Raw genomic sequence first — 17,079 nt, 5'->3', positions numbered from 1 at the left:
ATTAGAGAAGGAGAAATACAATGCGCAAGATCCTGTCCACGTTAGCCGTGTCATCCGTGATGCTTGTCGGTACAGCCCAAGCCGAGCAACCCGGGCAAGGCAGCTTTGCCCTGACGCTCACGCATATGAGTTTTGCCGAATCGCTCACCGCTGTATTGCCCGGTGACTTTGATCCATTTACTGGTGACTTTGAAGGGGGTGGTGTCGCCAGCATGAGTTCTCTAGAAGAGATGACCTACAACGTCGGATTCTTCTTGACGGACGACATCATGCCCTATGGTGCGATCAGGGTACATTCCGGCGACGATACGGCTGTGCTCTTGCGCGGCGGCTCGCGGTTCTACCAACTCCCCGGCGATACCGGGAACCTTCGCACGTTTGTCGATGGCGAGGTCACCATCTTTGCCGACGGTGTCGATGTGTTCGGCATCGCCGGTCACCTCGGCGCGGAGTATAACGTCGCGCGTCACTTCAGTGTCTCGGGCCGGGTGGGTGCCGAGCTGTTCGATGCGGATCCCGGTGATACGACGTTCAACCTAGGGGTGGCCCACGTCAGCATCAATTTCTATCTGTAGCAGTCCAGCTCGACCGGCGGGTTCTTCGGGCTTGGGTGGGTGGCTCATGCGTGGTTCGCATGCCAAGCGCGTGGCGGTGTGTGCTGGTGGTCGGGTTACGGACTCGGGGGAATGCCGACACCGCCGTTGAACGCCTACGCGTTTCGCTCGCTCACCGGGGAGGCAGTGACAAGCCCGCCCTGTGCGCCACGCGTTGTCGTGGCGACAAGCGACTGCTCACAGAGCGGGCTTCCGGCCTGGGCATCAGCGCACCGGCGGCGTGCGCAATTTGCCAGGCCGCTAAAAAAAGGGTTGCGGCGGCCAGCTCTGCGGCGTTGCGCGGTGCTCGCTCCCTCGCTGACGATCTGTTATGTCTCTGCCGCTACGCTCCGCGGGCCTTGCAACTGGCCGCCCTCGCCGCTTTTGCAGCGGCCTGTTCGTGTCTCACACTACTCCGAGGCTCCCGCTATCGTGACCTCGCGCTCGGCCTCAAGCCCGGAAATGGACAATGTCAGCTTCACCGTGTCGCCTGGATTCACTTCTTCTGTGAGAGTGGCAAGGTACTGGAAGACGATACCCGTCTGGATGCTGTCGAACGCCCCCTGCAAATCCAGGCTTTCGACCCCGAAATAGGCGCCGCCGGTCTCCTCACCCAAATCACGCAAAGCACCGGCGGCCCGACGGCGATCCGGATCACCTACCCCCAGACCAACGGCGTACATGGTAATCCCGTTCTGGTTCGCCCGCTCAATCACGTGCTCCTTTGTGATCGGCCATGAGGAATTATCGCCACCGTCCCCCATGGTCACCAACACCTTGCGTTCATTGCCTGCGCCCAGCAACCGATCGATGCCCTCATCGACAGCGGCAAACAGCGCGGTGAAACCTCCCCAGGCATACCGCTCGATCTCAAGGTCCAGGGCCGCTGTCACCGGGTGCATCTCCGCATCCGGCAGTCTGAAAGACGTCCGCGGATTCTGATAAACAGAGGAATACGGACTGAACGCGTCGGCAATGAGCCGCAAGTCCTCAGCCTCGGTCGTAAACCCACTGTCGCTAAACCGATACCCCACTTCGGACCCATCCATCCTGCTGCGCACGGTCCAGTTGTTCTCGATCCACTCATTATCAATAAAGTCGACGCTGCGATCGAAAATCAAGAACGCCACCTTGTCAGCGGGGGCCTTGCTATCCAGAAACTCATGGGTTGCCAAACGGGTGAGGTGCCACCGAGTGAACCGAACGCCGTCGGGGTCGATGTACGCCCCGCGGCTCATCGACCCACTCGCGTCGAGAACCAGAACCACCGAAGCCGCCTCGCCCGTGACAGCGGCATCGCTGATCTCCGTCACGCCGACCTGCGCGCCGTTGACTTCGACCGAGAACGCCCGGGCCGGGATACCGATCACGCTGCGGCTGGTCTTGTCATCCACGACCGTGAAGGCCATCCGTCCGTCCGACTGCCGCTGGAGCACACCGATGACGTACCCGGAATCGGCGGAAATGGTTGAAGCAAGTGGGCTTCGACTCTCCGCGGTAAAACGCTGCACCGACGTCTCCAGCGGGCGATAACCAGCGGCCTCAGCGCGAACTGTCTGGGTACCGCGCGGTGCACGCCCCGAGAACAGCCCGCACGCGTCGGTCTGCGCGAACTCCCCCAACGCCTCGTCATTGCCATCGAGCGCGATCAGAGTGGCTGAGCGCAACGGGACGTATCCCCGCGGCACATTCTCGCACTCGGTCTCGCCATTCGCGCCCATCCCAACAGCCGAGGTGCTCAGCATTGCCGCCGTGCCAACCGCGCCGCCGGCACCCGCCGCGGACTCATCGGGTCCGGCGATGGTGCCACTGAGTTCCACCCCGCTGCCATTGTCGTCGCTGCTACCGCCCCAGCAGCCTGCCAGGAACGCCGCCATGGCGAGTATCAGCGTCCCCCTCGCAACTAATCGAAGGAACCAATCCGCCTCGTTTCGCCCATAAATAGCCATTGTAACCCCCGTCGACTCAGCCGCGCTGGCGCCTGTCGCATAGGGTCATCGCTTTGGCCTGATGGCTGTCTATACGCAGGGACCAGCCAATCGCTCCATTGCTCCAACAAATGCTTCGACATGCAGTTAGCCTGCCACACTGAAACACCGCGATATGGAGTGCTTGTATCGGCGAACGGTGGTGACCTGTAAGGCTTTCTGACGGTTCTGGCGAAGCAGGGCCCAGGGGCTACGAGCCGATCCAACACCACGCCGGAGAGTCCGCGCGCGGGCATGGCCCGAAATGGCACCCGAGCAGTATCGCTGGGCCAGTGAGGGGGGTCGCTCACAACAACGCATCAGGCAACCCTGCACGCGTACGACCGCTATTGCGTCATCACCAACGCCATGCTACGCCTTAGCCAGTCGTCAAGTGATCAGGGGCTCGCGTCTTGACTGTAAAATCTACTGACGGCTTCGGCCTTGCAAGCGCTCGCGCGCAAGGAGCCCGCCCGCTTTGTCGAGGACACGGTCATGCCGAGGTTGCGGCTTAGAAAGATTTTCTGTGTGATCGACCCCACCACGAACACCCAGCGTGCCCTCTTGCGCGCGGCGAACATGGCGCTTCAGGTCACGGGGGCCGTCGTTCATGCGTACCTGTGCTTCAGTCTGCCGGGCAGCCTCCCCACTGAACGTCGCGAGGCGTTTCGCGAGGCGGAGCACTCACGCCACCGCGCGTGGCTGGCAGAGATCGTAGCGTTGCAGCAGGCCAATGGGTTAAAAATCACGACCGAGATCGAATGCCAGGATGACTGGCGCAGGGCGCTGGTCGGTGCCGCGACCCGATCCGGTGCGGATCTCGTCGTCCGCGCGAGCACGCCACGATCAGCCCTCCACCGGCGGGTGCTGAAGACCACGGACTGGATGCTGTTGCGTCATTCCTCCTCACCCGTTCTGTTCGTCAAGTCGGAAGAGCACGACAGGGTCGACAAGGTCCTCGCGGCCGTCGATATGCGCGCGAAGGATGAGCCGCATCAGCGATTGACCGACCATGTGCTCGAGTTTGCCCAAGGCCTCGCGCTGCTCACCGGCGCCGAGCTGCACGCCGTGAGCGCCTACAGCGGCTCGACGAACGTCGTCCAGCCGCCAGAGCTCGCCAAACGTGCGGGCGTCGGACCCGGGCAGGCCCACGTGGGAGACGCCTCGCCCGATGCGTTGATCAGCACTGTGGCGCAAGAGCTCGATAACCCCTTGGTCATATTGGGCTCAATCCCGCGCACCGGCATGACGGGAGCCGTGGTCGGCAACACGGCAGAACGGATTCTCGACCACATCCAGTCCGACGTCATCTGTATCGTCCAGCGCCCTCAGTGAGACGCCGTGACGGTGCGGCCATCACCGGCGGTCGACCCGTGATCTCCCCCCGGCCCGCCGCCTGGACCGCGGAACTCGGCGTCCGCGGTGACTGTGCACGAGAGCGCGCGACGCAACACCGCGCCCGGCCCGGCCTCCAGTGAGTCAACTCGACCGAGGCTGGCTGCGGTTTGCATACGCACTACGGCCGCCTTGGGCGGCTTGCCGCACCTGGGAGATGGCGCCTGGCGCGACGCTGATCACTTGAAACCCGGCGGCAATGATTTTCGCCGTAATACGCGCATCGCCGGCCAAATCACCGCATAACGAAAGCGGCGTGCGCGCTTCCATCGCGGCACGCCTGACATCGTCGAGCAGTTTCCACAGGGCCGGCTCGCCGAGGAGCTCGTTGTAGTCGATGTTTTCGTTACCCCGATCGGCAGCGAAGAGGTATTGGATGAGATCATTGGAGCCGATGCAGCCGAAATCCGCCGCAGCCAATAGCTCCCCTGCTTGCACGCAGGCGGAAGGCACCTCGAACATGACTCCGTGGGAGAGCAAGCCCGGCGGCAGATCATCCGCGGCGGCATCAAATAAGGCCCGCAATTGATGGAACTGACCGAGCGTGGCGACCATGGGGTAGACGACGTGGACACGACGAAATCGCGCTGCCCGGGTCAACGCGCGCGCCTGCTCCCGGAGCAGCTCGGGACGGAACAACAGCAGCCTGGCGCCGCGCATGCCAAGCGCCGGATTGGCCTCAGCGGGCAGTTCCAGCCATTCACCCGACTTATCCGCCCCCAGGTCCAGCAGGCGGACATACACCGGCTTGTCGCCCATCGCCGTTAGCACGTCCCTGAACCGCTCTTCTTGCTCGGCCTCGGTGAGCAAGCGGCCCTTAACCAACGCTTCGATCTCGGTACGGTACAGTCCGACGCCCTCGGCCTGAGCGGCCACGGCCTTGGTGACATCGGTGGACAGGTCGATATTCGCCAGCACTGTCACGTCCGGGACCGGTCCGGTGACCGGCCGGCTGATGCGCCCCTCGCGGCGGGCCTTGCGATAGTGCCCCAGTGTGTCAGCAGACGGGTTGAGGATGACCAGGCCCGAATCGCCGTCCACCAGGATCTCCGCGCTTAACGGTATGGTGCCTTCCAACCGCTCGATGCCGCTGACGGCGGGAAGCCCCAGGGCCTTGGCGAGGATGGCCGCATGTGACGTCGGCCCGCCTTTCTCGACCACAAACCCCAGCGTTTGATGGTCCACTTCCAGGGTGAGTCCGGGGGTCAGCTCCAGCACGACCAGGATGTGGTTATTGTGCAGACGGCACTCGCCCACCTGGCAACCGCTTGCCTGGGCGCATTGTAGGTAGGGTTTATGACACCTGAGGCGCTCGAGCAGTGCTTGTTGCAGCTCGGCGATGTCCGCGGCACGCTCTTGCATGTACTCTGAATCGAGCGCGCGCAGCTTGCCTTGGTAGCGTTGCAGCTCTCGGCTGACCGCAGCCTCAGCGCTGAGGCCTTCCTGCTCGATGCCCCGAAACAGCAGATGCCGGAGCTCTGCATCGTCCAGGATCATCCGGTGCACGCCGAAGATGGCCGCCGTCTCTGCGTCGATTCTTGCCTCGGCATCCCGTGCAAGGCTATTCAGCCGCCCGGTCAGCGCCTCAAGTGCCCCTTGCAGGCGCGCCTTCTCCGCGATCGCTGTGTGAGCGGTTCCCGCCGTGCGGGTTGGGTGGGCGGGGGAGCGATAGAAACAGGCTCTGCCGAGCGCCACACCCGGGCTCACCGGTAAGCCCCGCAAACGAACTTCGCCCTGAGTGGCCATGGCTAGTGTCCTGTAGCCGAAATTCGCTGTCTTTTGAGCTGCCTCGGTGCCTGCTTGACTGCTACCATTGTGCCAATGTAGGCGCTGCATGACGAGCGGAGGCTGGTCGCGCCTTCCTTCTGGAAGTATAGGCATCCTAAACACCCTGTCCCTCAAGCCCGCCGAAAATCCACAACTGCAAACCCACCACTTGGGCGCAACGGCGCGGCTGTTCACACCGATGCGTGATCTGTTGATCCTGATCAAGGGGATGACGGCCGCGACACGATAGCCTCTTAACCAACGGGACGCCTCGATCCAGGCGCCTGCACAGGAGGAGCAGAGAATGACCACCCCGGAAGTCATTGTCCCCGTCGACTGGACCCGGCGCTCACTGGCTGCGATGATTCCCGCCAGCGTCTTGGCGAAACAGACCGGACGCAGCCTGCATCTGGTGTCCATCGTCCCCACCGAGTCCGAGATCGAGGCGCGCCGCCGTGGCGTCCGCGAGGAAGCGGAGCAGCGCGGCATCCGTGAACCGCAGATCTCCATCCTCAAAGCCGATCTCAACACCGTGCCGATTGGCGAGCGCGAAGGCACGCTCATGCGAGTGATCAATCAATCGCCGGACGCCCTGGTGTGCATGGCAACCCACGCCCGCAGCGCCATCGGAGATGTCCTCCTGGGCAGTGTCGCCAGCGACATTCTCGAAGGTTCCGCCCACCCTGTCGCCCTGATCGGCCCCCGCTTCAGTGCCGACTGGCAGGGACCACTGCGGACCGTCATCGCCTGTCTTGATGGCTCCGAGCTGTCCGAACGTATCCTCGCACCTGCGGCGGCCATGGCCAGCGCCACCGGCTCCGGACTCATGCTTGTGCAAGTACAGCAGCCGGAGGCATCGCACCAGGCGATGATCCAGGATGCCGCCGAGTCCGGATATCTACAGTCCAAGGCCGCGGAGGTACAACGCGACCACCACCTGAAGGCCAACTGGGACGTCCTGCACGGAAGGGATCCGGGCCGCACGATCGCGGAGTACGTGGCGGGCTACCCGGGTGCCATCGTGGCCATGACCACCCATGGCCACACCGGGGTGCGCAAGCTCGCCTTTGGCAGCGTCGCTCGCGACGTCATTCACAGTATCAATTGCCCGGTGCTCGCGTTACGGCCCCGTGCCGACGGCTGACGTCATTGCTGCGCCGGCGCGTCGGTACGCTGCGCCGGTCCGCTCGCCCCCCACCCCCGCCCTGTTATCGGATGCAACAACGGCTCGCCCTGGGGGACGACGGGGTTGCAACCGGGGGACACACAGAATGCGCTGGTCCTAACCGCCACAGCCGGCGGCCTGGGGCCGTATGCCTACCTGACTGACCTCTTCGAGCAACTGCCGACGGCGAGGACGCCGGAGGCACTCCGCGCGCCCTGCTGTCAGCAGGTCTCACAATGCAGGATCTGGGCTGAGCGGCGCAATCCCGTAGCCAACAGCGCTCCTCGGTGCCACTCGGGCGGACCGCGACCCGGTCACTCAAGCGGCAACCTCGGCCTTCTGGTCTACTATCCCTTCAGCCTTCCACCTGCATTGCCGGGTCAGCGGTGTACCGGTGATGTGAACGACAAGATTGGCTGCAGGTCAGCTACAGGACACTTTCCAAGAGGAGCAACGCCATGAACGCCAGCAGGATTCTCGATCAGTTGATGCAGCAGGCCGGCGGCAAATCCGGCGCCGGCGGTGTTGATCTACAGGGGATGTTCGAGGGGCTGTCAAGACAGTACGGCGGTGGCCAGCAGGCCAGTGGCCGGCAGGGAGCCGCCTCCGCAAGCGGTGGATTCGACATGAAGAGCCTGCTCGGCGGTGGCGCCCTGGGGCTGCTGGTGGGCTCGAAGCGTGGGCGCAAGCTGGGTGGCAAGGCACTGAAGTATGGTGCCATCGCCGGGGTCGGGGTGCTCGCCTGGAAGGCCTGGCAGAATTCCCAGGCCGGTTCCCGCGGCAATGAGACAACCAGCACGAACCAGGGCCAACCGGTGGAACAGCTGAGTGGCCAGGCCGTGGAGCAGCGCAGCCTGGAGCTTCTGCAGGCGCTGATCATGGCGGCGCGGGCGGACGGGCATGTCGACGAGCGGGAGCAAGCGCTGCTCAACGAGCAGATCGACGCCCTGGGTGCCGACCGGGAACTGCATGAGTGGGTCGAGCGGCAGTTCAAGGCGCCGCTGGACGCCGAGGCACTGGCGCGTCAGGCCGACTCCCCCCAGGCGGCCCGGGAGATCTATCTGGTCAGCGTGGCGGTGATCGACGAGCAGAATCCCATGGAGCGGGCTTGGCTCGACCAGCTGGCCAAGGCACTCGACCTGGAACCGGCCCTGGCCGTCGAGCTGGAACGCCAGGCGCTGAAGGCCGGGTGAGCGTGGAGACGATCACTCTCTGACTGGCCGCCGGCTTCGGCCTGGGACGCTCTCCCTCGGCCGCCGGCACGTTCGTTCGGCTCGCTGCAGGGGGGGGCCTTGGGGCCTGGTGGTTGCGGGCCTGCCCCCGGGGGCGGCGGCGTCAGGCGTCTTGATTGCGGGGCGGGAAGGTCACGTCGAAGCCGCGGGCATCGAGGTGAAGAATGCTGTGCGGGCGCCCGCTCTGGTCGAGTTCCACCAGGCCTATACCGGCACCGTTCCAGAGTCGCTCTCCCGCCTTGGCCTGGTCGGGGTCTCTCGGGCTGATCTCCATGGGCCAACGCTTGGTGATCCAGTTGAGTGGTGAACGCGTCGCGTAGAGCCAGCGGTTAGCGCGGTCGAACCAGCCGAGCAGGGTATCGGGGAAGGCGTTCTTCACGCCGCTGGAGGTGATCTGCCAGAGCCAGGGCCCCTCTGGGTGATGGCGGATGCGGATATCGTAAGCGAAGGAGTAGTGCACGTCGCCGGATAGGATCACGTAATGCCCCGGCGTGCGCGTGTGGCGGAAAATGTGGAGCAACACGCTGGCCGCGCCGCGGTGGGCCATCCAGTTCTCGGCGTCCACCAGCAGCGGCTTGCCGGCGAGGGTGAAGAGTTTCTGGATCACCTCGATCAGCTTGACGCCGAACATCGGCGCCGGCGAGACGATGACCACCGAGGGGGCGTCAAGGATGTGCTGCTGAAGCTCCGACAGCGCCTCCCAATCCATCAGCCCGGAAGGGCGCTTCGGGCTGCGTTCACTCCGCCAGCGTCGGGTGCGGGTGTCCAGCATGATCAGCTTCGGCGCCCCGTCGACCTCTACCTCCCAGCCCTGGAAACGCAGCAGGCGCCCGATGACGGCATCCTGCTCTTCGGTGGGCAACCAACCATCGGTGTTCGCCGCGTTCTCCAGCAGATCGGCGGCCTCGTCCACCGGTCCGGCCAGGCGGTCCGGGTCGTTGCCCCAGCCCTGGCAGAGCAGGTAGGCGAGGAGGGCGTTGCCGATGATACGCCGCGAGAAGGGATGGCCGTAGGCGGTGAGCTCCCAGTCCGCCGTGAGGTTCCAGTCATCAGTGATGTCGTGGTCGTCGAAGATCATCAGCGAAGGAATGTGGGCCATCAGACGTGCGCAGGCTGGCAGCCCTTCGACGAAGCGCTCGATGATCGCCTGCTCACGGCGAAACAGCGCCGCTTTTTCCTCGGCCAGCGGCGGCTCGGCCATCTCCACCAGCCGCCAGGGCACCGGCGACCAAACCAGCAGGTACATGGCAATGACCTCGGCGAAGGTCATCAGGTGGTTGTGGGCGTTGGCCGAGGTGAAGACCGGCTTGCGCACGCCGCCGAAAAAGCGCTCGCGCAGGTCGGCGCTGCTCTCTATGTCCGGCAACAGCGCCTCGCGCCGGTAGTAGGTGGCAGAGGCCTTGTAGAGGGCCTGGCTGTCGTCCACCGTGGCGCCCTCCAGGGTCTCGTCGAAGAGCCCCAGGCAGTGGATCAGCGCGTGGATGGCCACCAGCATGGGGCCGGCGACGTCGTCGGCATAGACCTGGTCGCCGGTCATCAACAGCCAGGCGGGCCAGGCCTCGGGTGTCTCGCGCCGCTCGGCCAGCCAGGCATCGGCGCGCACCAGGCCATCCGGGCCGTCATGGTGCGGGCGTCGGCAGGAACCGTGGAGAAGCCGGCGATGGTTGCCGGCGAGCACGAAGCAGGGATGCGCCGCCCCCTCGTGCAACAGGTGGGGCGCCCAGTCGGCGATGCCGATCGTCCCCTGGTCCACGGCGATCTTCAGGTCGTAGTCGATGCGCACGCCGTGGGGCAACGGCGTGTCGAGGGGCACGTCGATCAGGTACAGCCAGGCATGGCGGCCCAGCGGCACGCGCCTAAGGCGGCGGTCGTTCAGGGTCAGACGGCGCGGGGGGTGTCCCGCCGGGTGAAGCATCAGCTCGAGCTTTAGGGGGCGCGAGGCCACCAGCCAGATCACGAGGCGCAACGGGGCAATTCGTCGCAGCACTGGCCCGGCGAGAACGTCGGGAAGCGTGTCGGCGGCGGTGTCGGGAGACATCATTGTCGACCTTCGGCATCCATGGATGGGCGGGCCGGTCGCAGCGGCCAAACCGCCATGGTAACGAAGACTGCGGTGGCGGGTGGAGGCCCCGGATGCCGACATATCTGTGTATAGGCAGTATAAATCGCCGTTTCGTCCGTCAGCACCCGCAGCACCCCTCCCCGCGTTTGTCGGCGCCTGCGCTTGGTCGTCGATCTTACTCGCGAATTGCCTCTGGAATGAGTCGGGTTGACATGCCGGCTGCAAGCAGTGGCTGGAAGCGCTGGCCGCCTTCGAGGCCTCGCCGCAGGGCCACGCGCCCAACCGCACCGGCGAGGACAACGCCAACACGCACAGGAAGCGACAGACCATGGGCACAGAGGCCGTCGGCGTAACGCCGGCGGCACCAGCCTGGTCCATCGTGCTCGATATTTCACCGGGGAACAGGCCCCAGAGCCCGCCGGCGAGCCGGGCGCGGCCGGGCGGACGATGCCGAGCACCTGCCCCACGACGGCAGACCAGCTCGCGAACAGGACACTAGCAGGACTCGCCGCCGCGCAAGTGGATGGACCGCAATGGCGCCAGCAGGACTTCCGCCCCGAACAGGGTGCTCCCGTCGGAGAGTATCCCGAGGCATCGGTGCCGCTGCTGCACGAGTTTGGCGCCGCGCAGCCCCTCGGCCTGGGCGACTTCGACCGGATCATCGACAAGAATATGGAGCATGTCGTTGCTTCGCAGTCGGCGCGCGCGGCCCTGATCCACGCTGATATGGTGCGCCGCGTATACCATGGGGTCGGTGTAGAAGTCATGCCCGACAGCGTCCGCGCGTTCCAGCAGGGCGCACGAGATCAGCGAGGCGGGCACCATGTCGGGGAAGTTGATTCGACGCTCGATCTCGTCGAAATACCAGTTCTGATCCGCCAGCGAAGCCGAAATCAGGTTTTTCGCATTCCCGTTCATAAGGTACTTGCGCTTCAGGAAGAAACCCGTGCCGGGGATGGTCGAGCGGTCCTTGGCGGCCCGAATATCCGCCGGCATGACACCCAGCAGGGCAAGGCCCTGTTCGGCGACCGCGCACTGGGGCGTGTCACTGTCGCGGACGTTACCGAGGAGGATAAGGCCCTCGCGTTTGCGCACCGTGATGCGGTTGCTCAGCAAGGGCCGTCCATTTCGGTCGGTAGTGCGCCGCGCCGGGTGAACCCGGGGTGAAAAAGGCTCACCGGGGTGAAGCACGTCAGCGAAGGTGAACTGGTAGTTGCGGAAGCCGGTGCCGGGGGCCTCCAGACCATCCTGGTCGCGTTGGATGCTGACCAGGTACTCCATCAGGCACTCGAGCTGAAAGCCCAGAGCGATGGGGCCGCCAAAGGGATTGCCCTGAATGCGGCTCCATTTGCTGCTATCGTGGAACGGGTTGAAGTCATCGCTGGCGTTGCGAGCGACGTCGATGTGAATCCGCTCGAAAATCAGCTCGGAAGCTTCCTCGTTTACCTCCGCGAGGCGTGCAGGCATAGTCCCTCACAAGTTGTTTTCGCTCGTTGGTCGGGCGCTGCGATCAGTATAACGACCCGTGTACTGTATGGGAGGGCGCCGCCGACGTTACACAACCGGCCAGCGCTCCTTTGGCCAGAACGCGTATCGCGGCACAGGTCATCCTAGAGATTCCCCGGTAGCGTGTCCTCAGGCACGGCAGCGCGGGTCGAATCGACTTCGGTGTTCCCCTGCCGTCTTTGTTCACTTACGGCGGGCTGCCCCCCTACCCTGACCTGGAAGACGACCTGCTCGATGCCGTGGTCCTGGCAACCGCTTGGCTGGGCGCATTTTTACGCCCCCGCCGCAGCCGGACTGCTATGCTGGAAGTGGTTCGATCCAGCACCGAAGGTCCCCTCCATGTCACCCCTGACCTGAACAGGACTGCCCATGGCCACCATTCGATTCCCGGCGCGCAACGGCCTGCAACTCACCGGCACCTTGGAGCTGCCTGCAGGTGGCTCCTGGCAGGCAACGGCGGTATTTGCCCATTGCTTTACCTGCTCGCGCAACATCAAAGCAGCCCGGAACGTCACCCGCGCGCTGGCCCGATCCGGCTTCGCGGTGCTGCGCTTCGACTTCACGGGGCTGGGCGAGAGCGAAGGCGATTTCGCCGATACCACGTTCTCCAGCAACCTCGACGATCTGGAAGATGCCGCCGCCTGGCTGACGGAGCACCTGGCCGCGCCCCAGCTCCTGGTGGGCCACTCGCTGGGCGGTACCGCCGTACTCGCCGTCGCCGAACGTCTGCAGAGCGTGCGCGCGGTTGCCACACTGGGCGCCCCCTCGCGCCCGGATCACGTCCTCAAGCAGCTCGGCGAAGACCGCGAGCGCATCGAGGAAACGGGTAGTGCCGAGGTCGAACTCGCCGGGCGGACGTTTCGAATCCGGCGCGACTTCATCGAAGACGCGCGCAACCATGACCTGGCGGAGCGCCTGCGACGCCTGCGACGCGCACTGCTGGTCATGCACGCACCCAACGACCGAATCGTCTCCGTCGATCAGGCCCAGGCCATTTTCGCCGCGGCATTGCACCCGAAGAGCTTTATCAGCCTCGATAATGCCGATCATCTGCTCTCAAGCGCCGAGGACTCGGAGTACGCCGGTGGCGTGATGGCGGCCTGGGCGTCCCGGTTCTTGCAGTTTCAGCGACCGGAGCCGGCCGACGGCGCACTGGTGCGGGGGCGCACGGAGGACCGGTTTCTGTGCAGCGTGCAAACGGGTCGGCACGGGCTCACAGCGGATGAGCCGCAAGCCCATGGCGGCACGGACATGGGCCCTGATCCGTATCAGTACCTCGCTTCTGCCCTGGGCGCCTGCACCGTGATGACCTTGAACATGTATGCCCGCCAGAAAAAGCTGCCGGTTGACAGAGTGACCTGCGGGGTGACGCACCGCAAAGTGCACGCGAGGGACTGCGAAGACTGCGAAACCCGCGAGGGCAGACTGGACGAGCTGACGCGCTCCATTTCGATCGAAGGTGACCTAAGCGAAGAACAGCGGCAGCGGATGCTGGAGATTGCGGATCGCTGCCCGGTGCACCGCACGCTAGAGGGTGAGATCCGGATTCGCTCGCACCTGTCGATAGACTGACCCCGCAGAGAACGCCGCAGGCGTACCAGCTCGACGACTCTAAACGTAGCGGGAACGGCTGGAGCCCGGCGCACAGCCGACCTCCAGCCATTGCGCCCATGGGTCAGTCGTGGCGTTCCCGAACATAACTGCCTGGCGCATCCTCGATGGGCGGGTGCTTCTTACTGCCCACCTTGCGCGACGGCACTTCGTCACCACCTAGCTCAGCAAGCCAGCGCTGCCAGTCCGGCCACCAGGAGCCTTCATTAAACTCGGACTTCTCCAACCAGTCGTCCGGGCTCGCCGGGATTTGGCCGCTCTCGGGATTGGTCCAGTAGCCGTACTTGTTCTTTGACGGCGGATTCACGATGCCGGCGATATGGCCGGACATGCCTAAAGTGAACTTGACGTTACTGGACAGTAGCTTCGCCCCCTCATAGGTCGCAAGCCAGGGGGCAATATGGTCTTCCTTGGTGGAAATGTAATAGGCCGGCGCTGCGATCTTGGAGAGATCGATGGGCACGCCATTGAGGGTAATACCGCCGGGCTCCCGCAAACGGTTTTTGAGATACATGTTGCGGAGGTAGAACGAGTGCATGCGCGCAGGCATGTTGGTGGAATCCTGGTTCCAGTACAGTAGATCGAACGGGAACGGGTCCTCGCCGTGCAGGTAGTTGTTGACGAAAAACGACCAGATCAGGTCGTTATCCCGCAGCATGTTCATGGCCGTCGCCATCTGGCTGCCCTTGAGCACACCGCGCTCGCCCATCTGCTTGTCGAGCACGTCGAGTTGCTCCTCGTCGATGAACAGCTCCAGATCTCCAGGGTTTTCGAAATCCAGCAGCGTGACAAAGAACGTGCCGCTCTGGGGTCGCTTGTCGCCTTTCTCGGCGCAGTAGGCCAGCGTACAGGCAAGCAGCGTTCCACCGAGGCAGTACCCGACCATGTTCATTTCCGATTCGCCGGTAATCTCCTCGACCACATCCAACGCGGTCAGTGGCCCCTCCAGCATGTAGTCGTCGAAGCTCTTCTCGGCGAGTTCCGGCGTCGGATTGCGCCAGGAGATGATGAACACCGTGTGGCCCTGCTCGACCAGCCAGCGAACGACTGAGTTCGCCGGGCGTAGGTCGAGGATATAAAACTTGTTGATCCATGGCGGCGTAATGATGATCGGCCGCTTCGCAACATTTTCTGTGGTTGGTTCGTACTGAATCAACTGCATCAGCTCGTTCTGGTGCACGACCTTGCCGGGAGTCATGGCCACGTCCTTGCCGACCTCGAACGCGTCCGGCTTGGTCATGCGGATCTTGAGTTCACCGTTACCCCGCTCCAGATCCTCTAGCAACTTATTCAAACCATCGAGAAGGTTCTGGCCACCGGTATCGATGGTCTTCTGCAGAACCTCCGGATTCGTGGCGACAAAATTCGACGGCGACATCGCATTGACGAACTGTCGGGTGTAGAAATCCACCTTACGCTTCGTCTTGTCGTCCAAGCCCTCGACGTTCGCCACCGTGTTGTGGACATGATCTGCCGTGAGCAGATAGGACTGCTTGATGAAATCGAAAAGTGGGTTTTCCTCCCACTGGGCGTCCTTGAAACGCTTGTCGCCCGCCCCTGGCTTCACCGACGACTCGGATTGAATTCCCATCATGCGCATGCTGGTGTTCTGCATCAGCGACATGTAGTTCTGCCACAGCTGCATTTGGGCCTGTACCAGGGCCACCGGGTCAGCCATCAGCCGCGCATAGAAATCCTGGAACAGCTGCAGCATGTGGCGGGAATCATCCCCGCTGATCGTCTTCATCGACTCCTGCCGCGAGAGAAAATCCTGGACAAGCTTCTGGCTTTTTCCCGCCACCTCCAGCATGGAATTGGAGAGCTTTTCCGGATCAACCTGCGATGTTGGACCTTGGGACTGACTCATGGAGTTTCCCCTCATTTGCCTAGGCCGGGCTCTGGACGCCCGGTCGTGTATGTCCTGAGCGACGTCACGGGTTCGTGACGGGGCGCCCGATGAAACGTTTGTAGACCCCCTAGCCACTATTAATGGGGACTCGCCCGCCGGCGGCATTTCTGCTCGTCAGCATGATTGGCGCAATACGCAGCCGCCATTGTACCCGGGTGGCGATCATTCCTCGCGAAAGAAATCCCACACACGCACCGGCTGCTTCCCCTCCCCTTGCCAGTTCGCCCGGGGCTGCAGTGTCTTGAAGGCCTCGTGAATGCCCTTGTCATCTACTGCGCGCTCTACGGCAAGCAGTGTGTTGTCTTCCTGCTCGCAGAGGCTGGCCGCATACTCTGCTTCCTCTCGGGCCACCGGTAGCGCTGCCTCCAACGAGGGTGCGCCATACTTACTAACAAAATGGTGGGCCAGCGCTTCGATCACACTCTTATACTCACCTTCCTCAATTTCAACGACCACCACGACAGTGGCCCAGCCAAAGCTGCGCACCCCGAGGAAGCCATGGCGAAACGCCTGTCTTTCCTTGCCGGCAAACGTCGCTGGATCCCGATCCGAGAACGTAAAAGCGAAACTCCCCGGAACCGCCGGCTCGCCGACCTGCGCCGCCCGCTCGTAGACGTGCTCGTCCGTGTCGTCTAGACGTGCTACGCGCATGAACTTCATTGCACTCATCATACCTCACGAACGACGAACGGCAGACGTCCCCACGGGGGGGCGCCTGCCGTCACCGGGCAGACTTCACGTTCTGCAGGTCAAGTGCCTCGCTCGCCCGCAGGGGTCGAACCAGGTGCGGGGCCTTGTTGCTGCCGGCCGTGTAGTTCCTCTTCGGAAACGGGTTTTTCACCCGCAGCGACCACATCCTCATACCACAGGTCATGGTGCTGCTTCGCCCACGCGACATCGACGCGGCCGCGCGTCATGCCTTCCAGCGCCCCTTCGGTACCAAGGGTGCCGATGTAGGCATGGCCCAGGAACAAACCCATCCACAGAATCGCTGCCGTGGCATGGATGATCAGCGCCCAGGACATGATCTCTCGGGTCTGGAAACCCAGATTCGGGAACAGCGCGATCAACCCGGTGATGATCACCGTCAGCCCCAGGGCAAAGACGCCAACCCAGAACCACACCTTCTCACCGCCGTTCATCTTGCCCGCGGGCGGGTGCTTGTTACCGATAATCCCCCCGCCTTCCTTGAACCATACCCAGTCATGCTTCTTGGGAATGTTGTGACGCGCCCAGAGCACGATCATCACCAATACGCCCACCGAGAACGCTGGTCCGACAAAGTTATGGGCACCGTAGGCGAACTCGGCGTAGCTGGAAAAGGCCTGATGCCCGACAATGGGAATCAGCACCGTTCTCCCGAACAAAAGACTCAACCCAGTGATGGCCAAAATGATGAAGCAGATTGCATTGAACCAGTGCAGGAATCGCTCATACGCCTTCCAACGAACGATGGTCCTGCCGGTACGTCCTCCATCAATTTTTTTCTGGCCGGTCAGCAGGTAGAACGCCGTGATCGCCAGAAAAACCGCCACCAGGAACCACCCACCGACTGTCATTAATGGGCCCTGGCGAATCTGGCGATAATTCTCACCGACATTGGTCATCAACTGATTGGTAACGTAGGGTCCAGTCTGCGTGGTAAAACCACCCTCGCCGCGGCGTCCGTCACGCCACATATCCGAACGGGGGTTGGTCTCCCTTTGCTCCGAGAACTGGCGTTGCGGCTCCCCGGTGGGCTCGCCGACTTGGGCGAACAGATAGCCCGCAGAGGGCAATGCCATGGCCAGGAACACAATCGCCATCATGCTCCAAACCATCGAGCGCCACCGCCGCCTGGCCCGCACCGCTGCGTCGTGGTGCTTGTTCATG

12 protein-coding genes and 1 pseudogene are annotated in these 17,079 nt (G+C 63.4%); 6 read left to right on the top strand and 7 right to left on the bottom strand.

Annotated elements, in window-relative coordinates:
• Window positions 1–20 precede the first annotated feature (20 nt).
• Window positions 21–575, top strand: coding sequence for a hypothetical protein (locus tag QZT63_RS19110; protein WP_290653530.1), 555 nt, complete (start codon window positions 21–23; stop codon window positions 573–575).
• A gap of 428 nt (window positions 576–1,003) precedes the next feature.
• On the opposite strand, the gene QZT63_RS19105 is transcribed toward QZT63_RS19110, so the two are convergent.
• Window positions 1,004–2,542, bottom strand: coding sequence for a hypothetical protein (locus QZT63_RS19105; protein ID WP_290653528.1), 1,539 nt, complete (start codon window positions 2,540–2,542; stop codon window positions 1,004–1,006).
• A gap of 513 nt (window positions 2,543–3,055) precedes the next feature.
• On the opposite strand from QZT63_RS19105, the gene QZT63_RS19100 reads away from it, so the two are divergent.
• Entirely contained in the window at window positions 3,056–3,895 is an 840-nt protein-coding gene (locus QZT63_RS19100) for a universal stress protein (RefSeq protein ID WP_290653526.1), read from the top strand.
• Window positions 3,896–4,039: 144 nt separating this feature from the next.
• Here the strand turns inward: QZT63_RS19100 and QZT63_RS19095 are convergent, their stop codons facing one another.
• The gene (locus QZT63_RS19095; RefSeq protein ID WP_290653524.1) at window positions 4,040–5,701 is read right to left on the bottom strand and encodes a putative PEP-binding protein; all 1,662 of its coding nucleotides are present in this window, start codon (window positions 5,699–5,701) and stop codon (window positions 4,040–4,042) included.
• 325 nt (window positions 5,702–6,026) lie between these two features.
• On the opposite strand from QZT63_RS19095, the gene QZT63_RS19090 reads away from it, so the two are divergent.
• From QZT63_RS19090 to QZT63_RS19080, 3 genes and pseudogenes are all read left to right on the top strand, one after another.
• Window positions 6,027–6,866 carry a universal stress protein gene (locus QZT63_RS19090; RefSeq protein WP_290653522.1) on the top strand — a complete coding sequence of 280 codons (840 nt, stop codon included), beginning with the start codon at window positions 6,027–6,029 and terminating at the stop codon, window positions 6,864–6,866.
• A gap of 129 nt (window positions 6,867–6,995) precedes the next feature.
• Window positions 6,996–7,094 (top strand): annotated as a pseudogene (locus tag QZT63_RS19085) (transposase domain-containing protein); the annotation flags it as partial.
• Window positions 7,095–7,345: 251 nt separating this feature from the next.
• Window positions 7,346–8,080 (top strand): tellurite resistance TerB family protein, encoded by a 735-nt coding sequence (locus tag QZT63_RS19080; RefSeq protein ID WP_290653520.1) that lies wholly within the window; start codon window positions 7,346–7,348, stop codon window positions 8,078–8,080.
• Window positions 8,081–8,222: 142 nt separating this feature from the next.
• Here the strand turns inward: QZT63_RS19080 and QZT63_RS19075 are convergent, their stop codons facing one another.
• Both QZT63_RS19075 and QZT63_RS19070 read right to left on the bottom strand, forming a co-directional pair.
• Complete coding sequence (locus tag QZT63_RS19075) at window positions 8,223–10,160, bottom strand: alkaline phosphatase family protein (protein WP_290653518.1); 1,938 nt, start codon at window positions 10,158–10,160, stop codon at window positions 8,223–8,225.
• Window positions 10,161–10,676: 516 nt separating this feature from the next.
• Complete coding sequence (locus tag QZT63_RS19070; RefSeq protein ID WP_290653516.1) at window positions 10,677–11,648, bottom strand: hypothetical protein; 972 nt, start codon at window positions 11,646–11,648, stop codon at window positions 10,677–10,679.
• A gap of 408 nt (window positions 11,649–12,056) precedes the next feature.
• Here QZT63_RS19070 and QZT63_RS19065 point away from each other — a divergent pair, with 408 nt between their 5' ends.
• Window positions 12,057–13,259 (top strand): bifunctional alpha/beta hydrolase/OsmC family protein, encoded by a 1,203-nt coding sequence (locus QZT63_RS19065; RefSeq protein ID WP_290653514.1) that lies wholly within the window; start codon window positions 12,057–12,059, stop codon window positions 13,257–13,259.
• A gap of 103 nt (window positions 13,260–13,362) precedes the next feature.
• Here the strand turns inward: QZT63_RS19065 and phaC are convergent, their stop codons facing one another.
• The 3 genes from phaC to QZT63_RS19050 all read right to left on the bottom strand — a co-directional run bounded on the left by phaC (window position 13,363) and on the right by QZT63_RS19050 (window position 17,078).
• A complete protein-coding gene (phaC, locus tag QZT63_RS19060; protein ID WP_290653512.1) occupies window positions 13,363–15,165 on the bottom strand; it encodes a class I poly(R)-hydroxyalkanoic acid synthase in 1,803 nt (600 codons plus the stop codon).
• A gap of 204 nt (window positions 15,166–15,369) precedes the next feature.
• Window positions 15,370–15,867: a DUF6505 family protein gene (locus tag QZT63_RS19055; RefSeq protein WP_290653510.1), complete on the bottom strand. Its 498-nt coding sequence runs from the start codon at window positions 15,865–15,867 to the stop codon at window positions 15,370–15,372.
• Window positions 15,868–15,956: 89 nt separating this feature from the next.
• Window positions 15,957–17,078 carry a formate dehydrogenase subunit gamma gene (locus QZT63_RS19050; protein ID WP_290653508.1) on the bottom strand — a complete coding sequence of 374 codons (1,122 nt, stop codon included), beginning with the start codon at window positions 17,076–17,078 and terminating at the stop codon, window positions 15,957–15,959.
• Window position 17,079 lies beyond the last annotated feature (1 nt).

It is taken from the genome of Aquisalimonas sp. (genome assembly GCF_007120195.1).
Lineage (GTDB): Bacteria > Pseudomonadota > Gammaproteobacteria > Nitrococcales > Aquisalimonadaceae > Aquisalimonas.
This window is presented reverse-complemented; position numbering and strand designations above follow the sequence as displayed.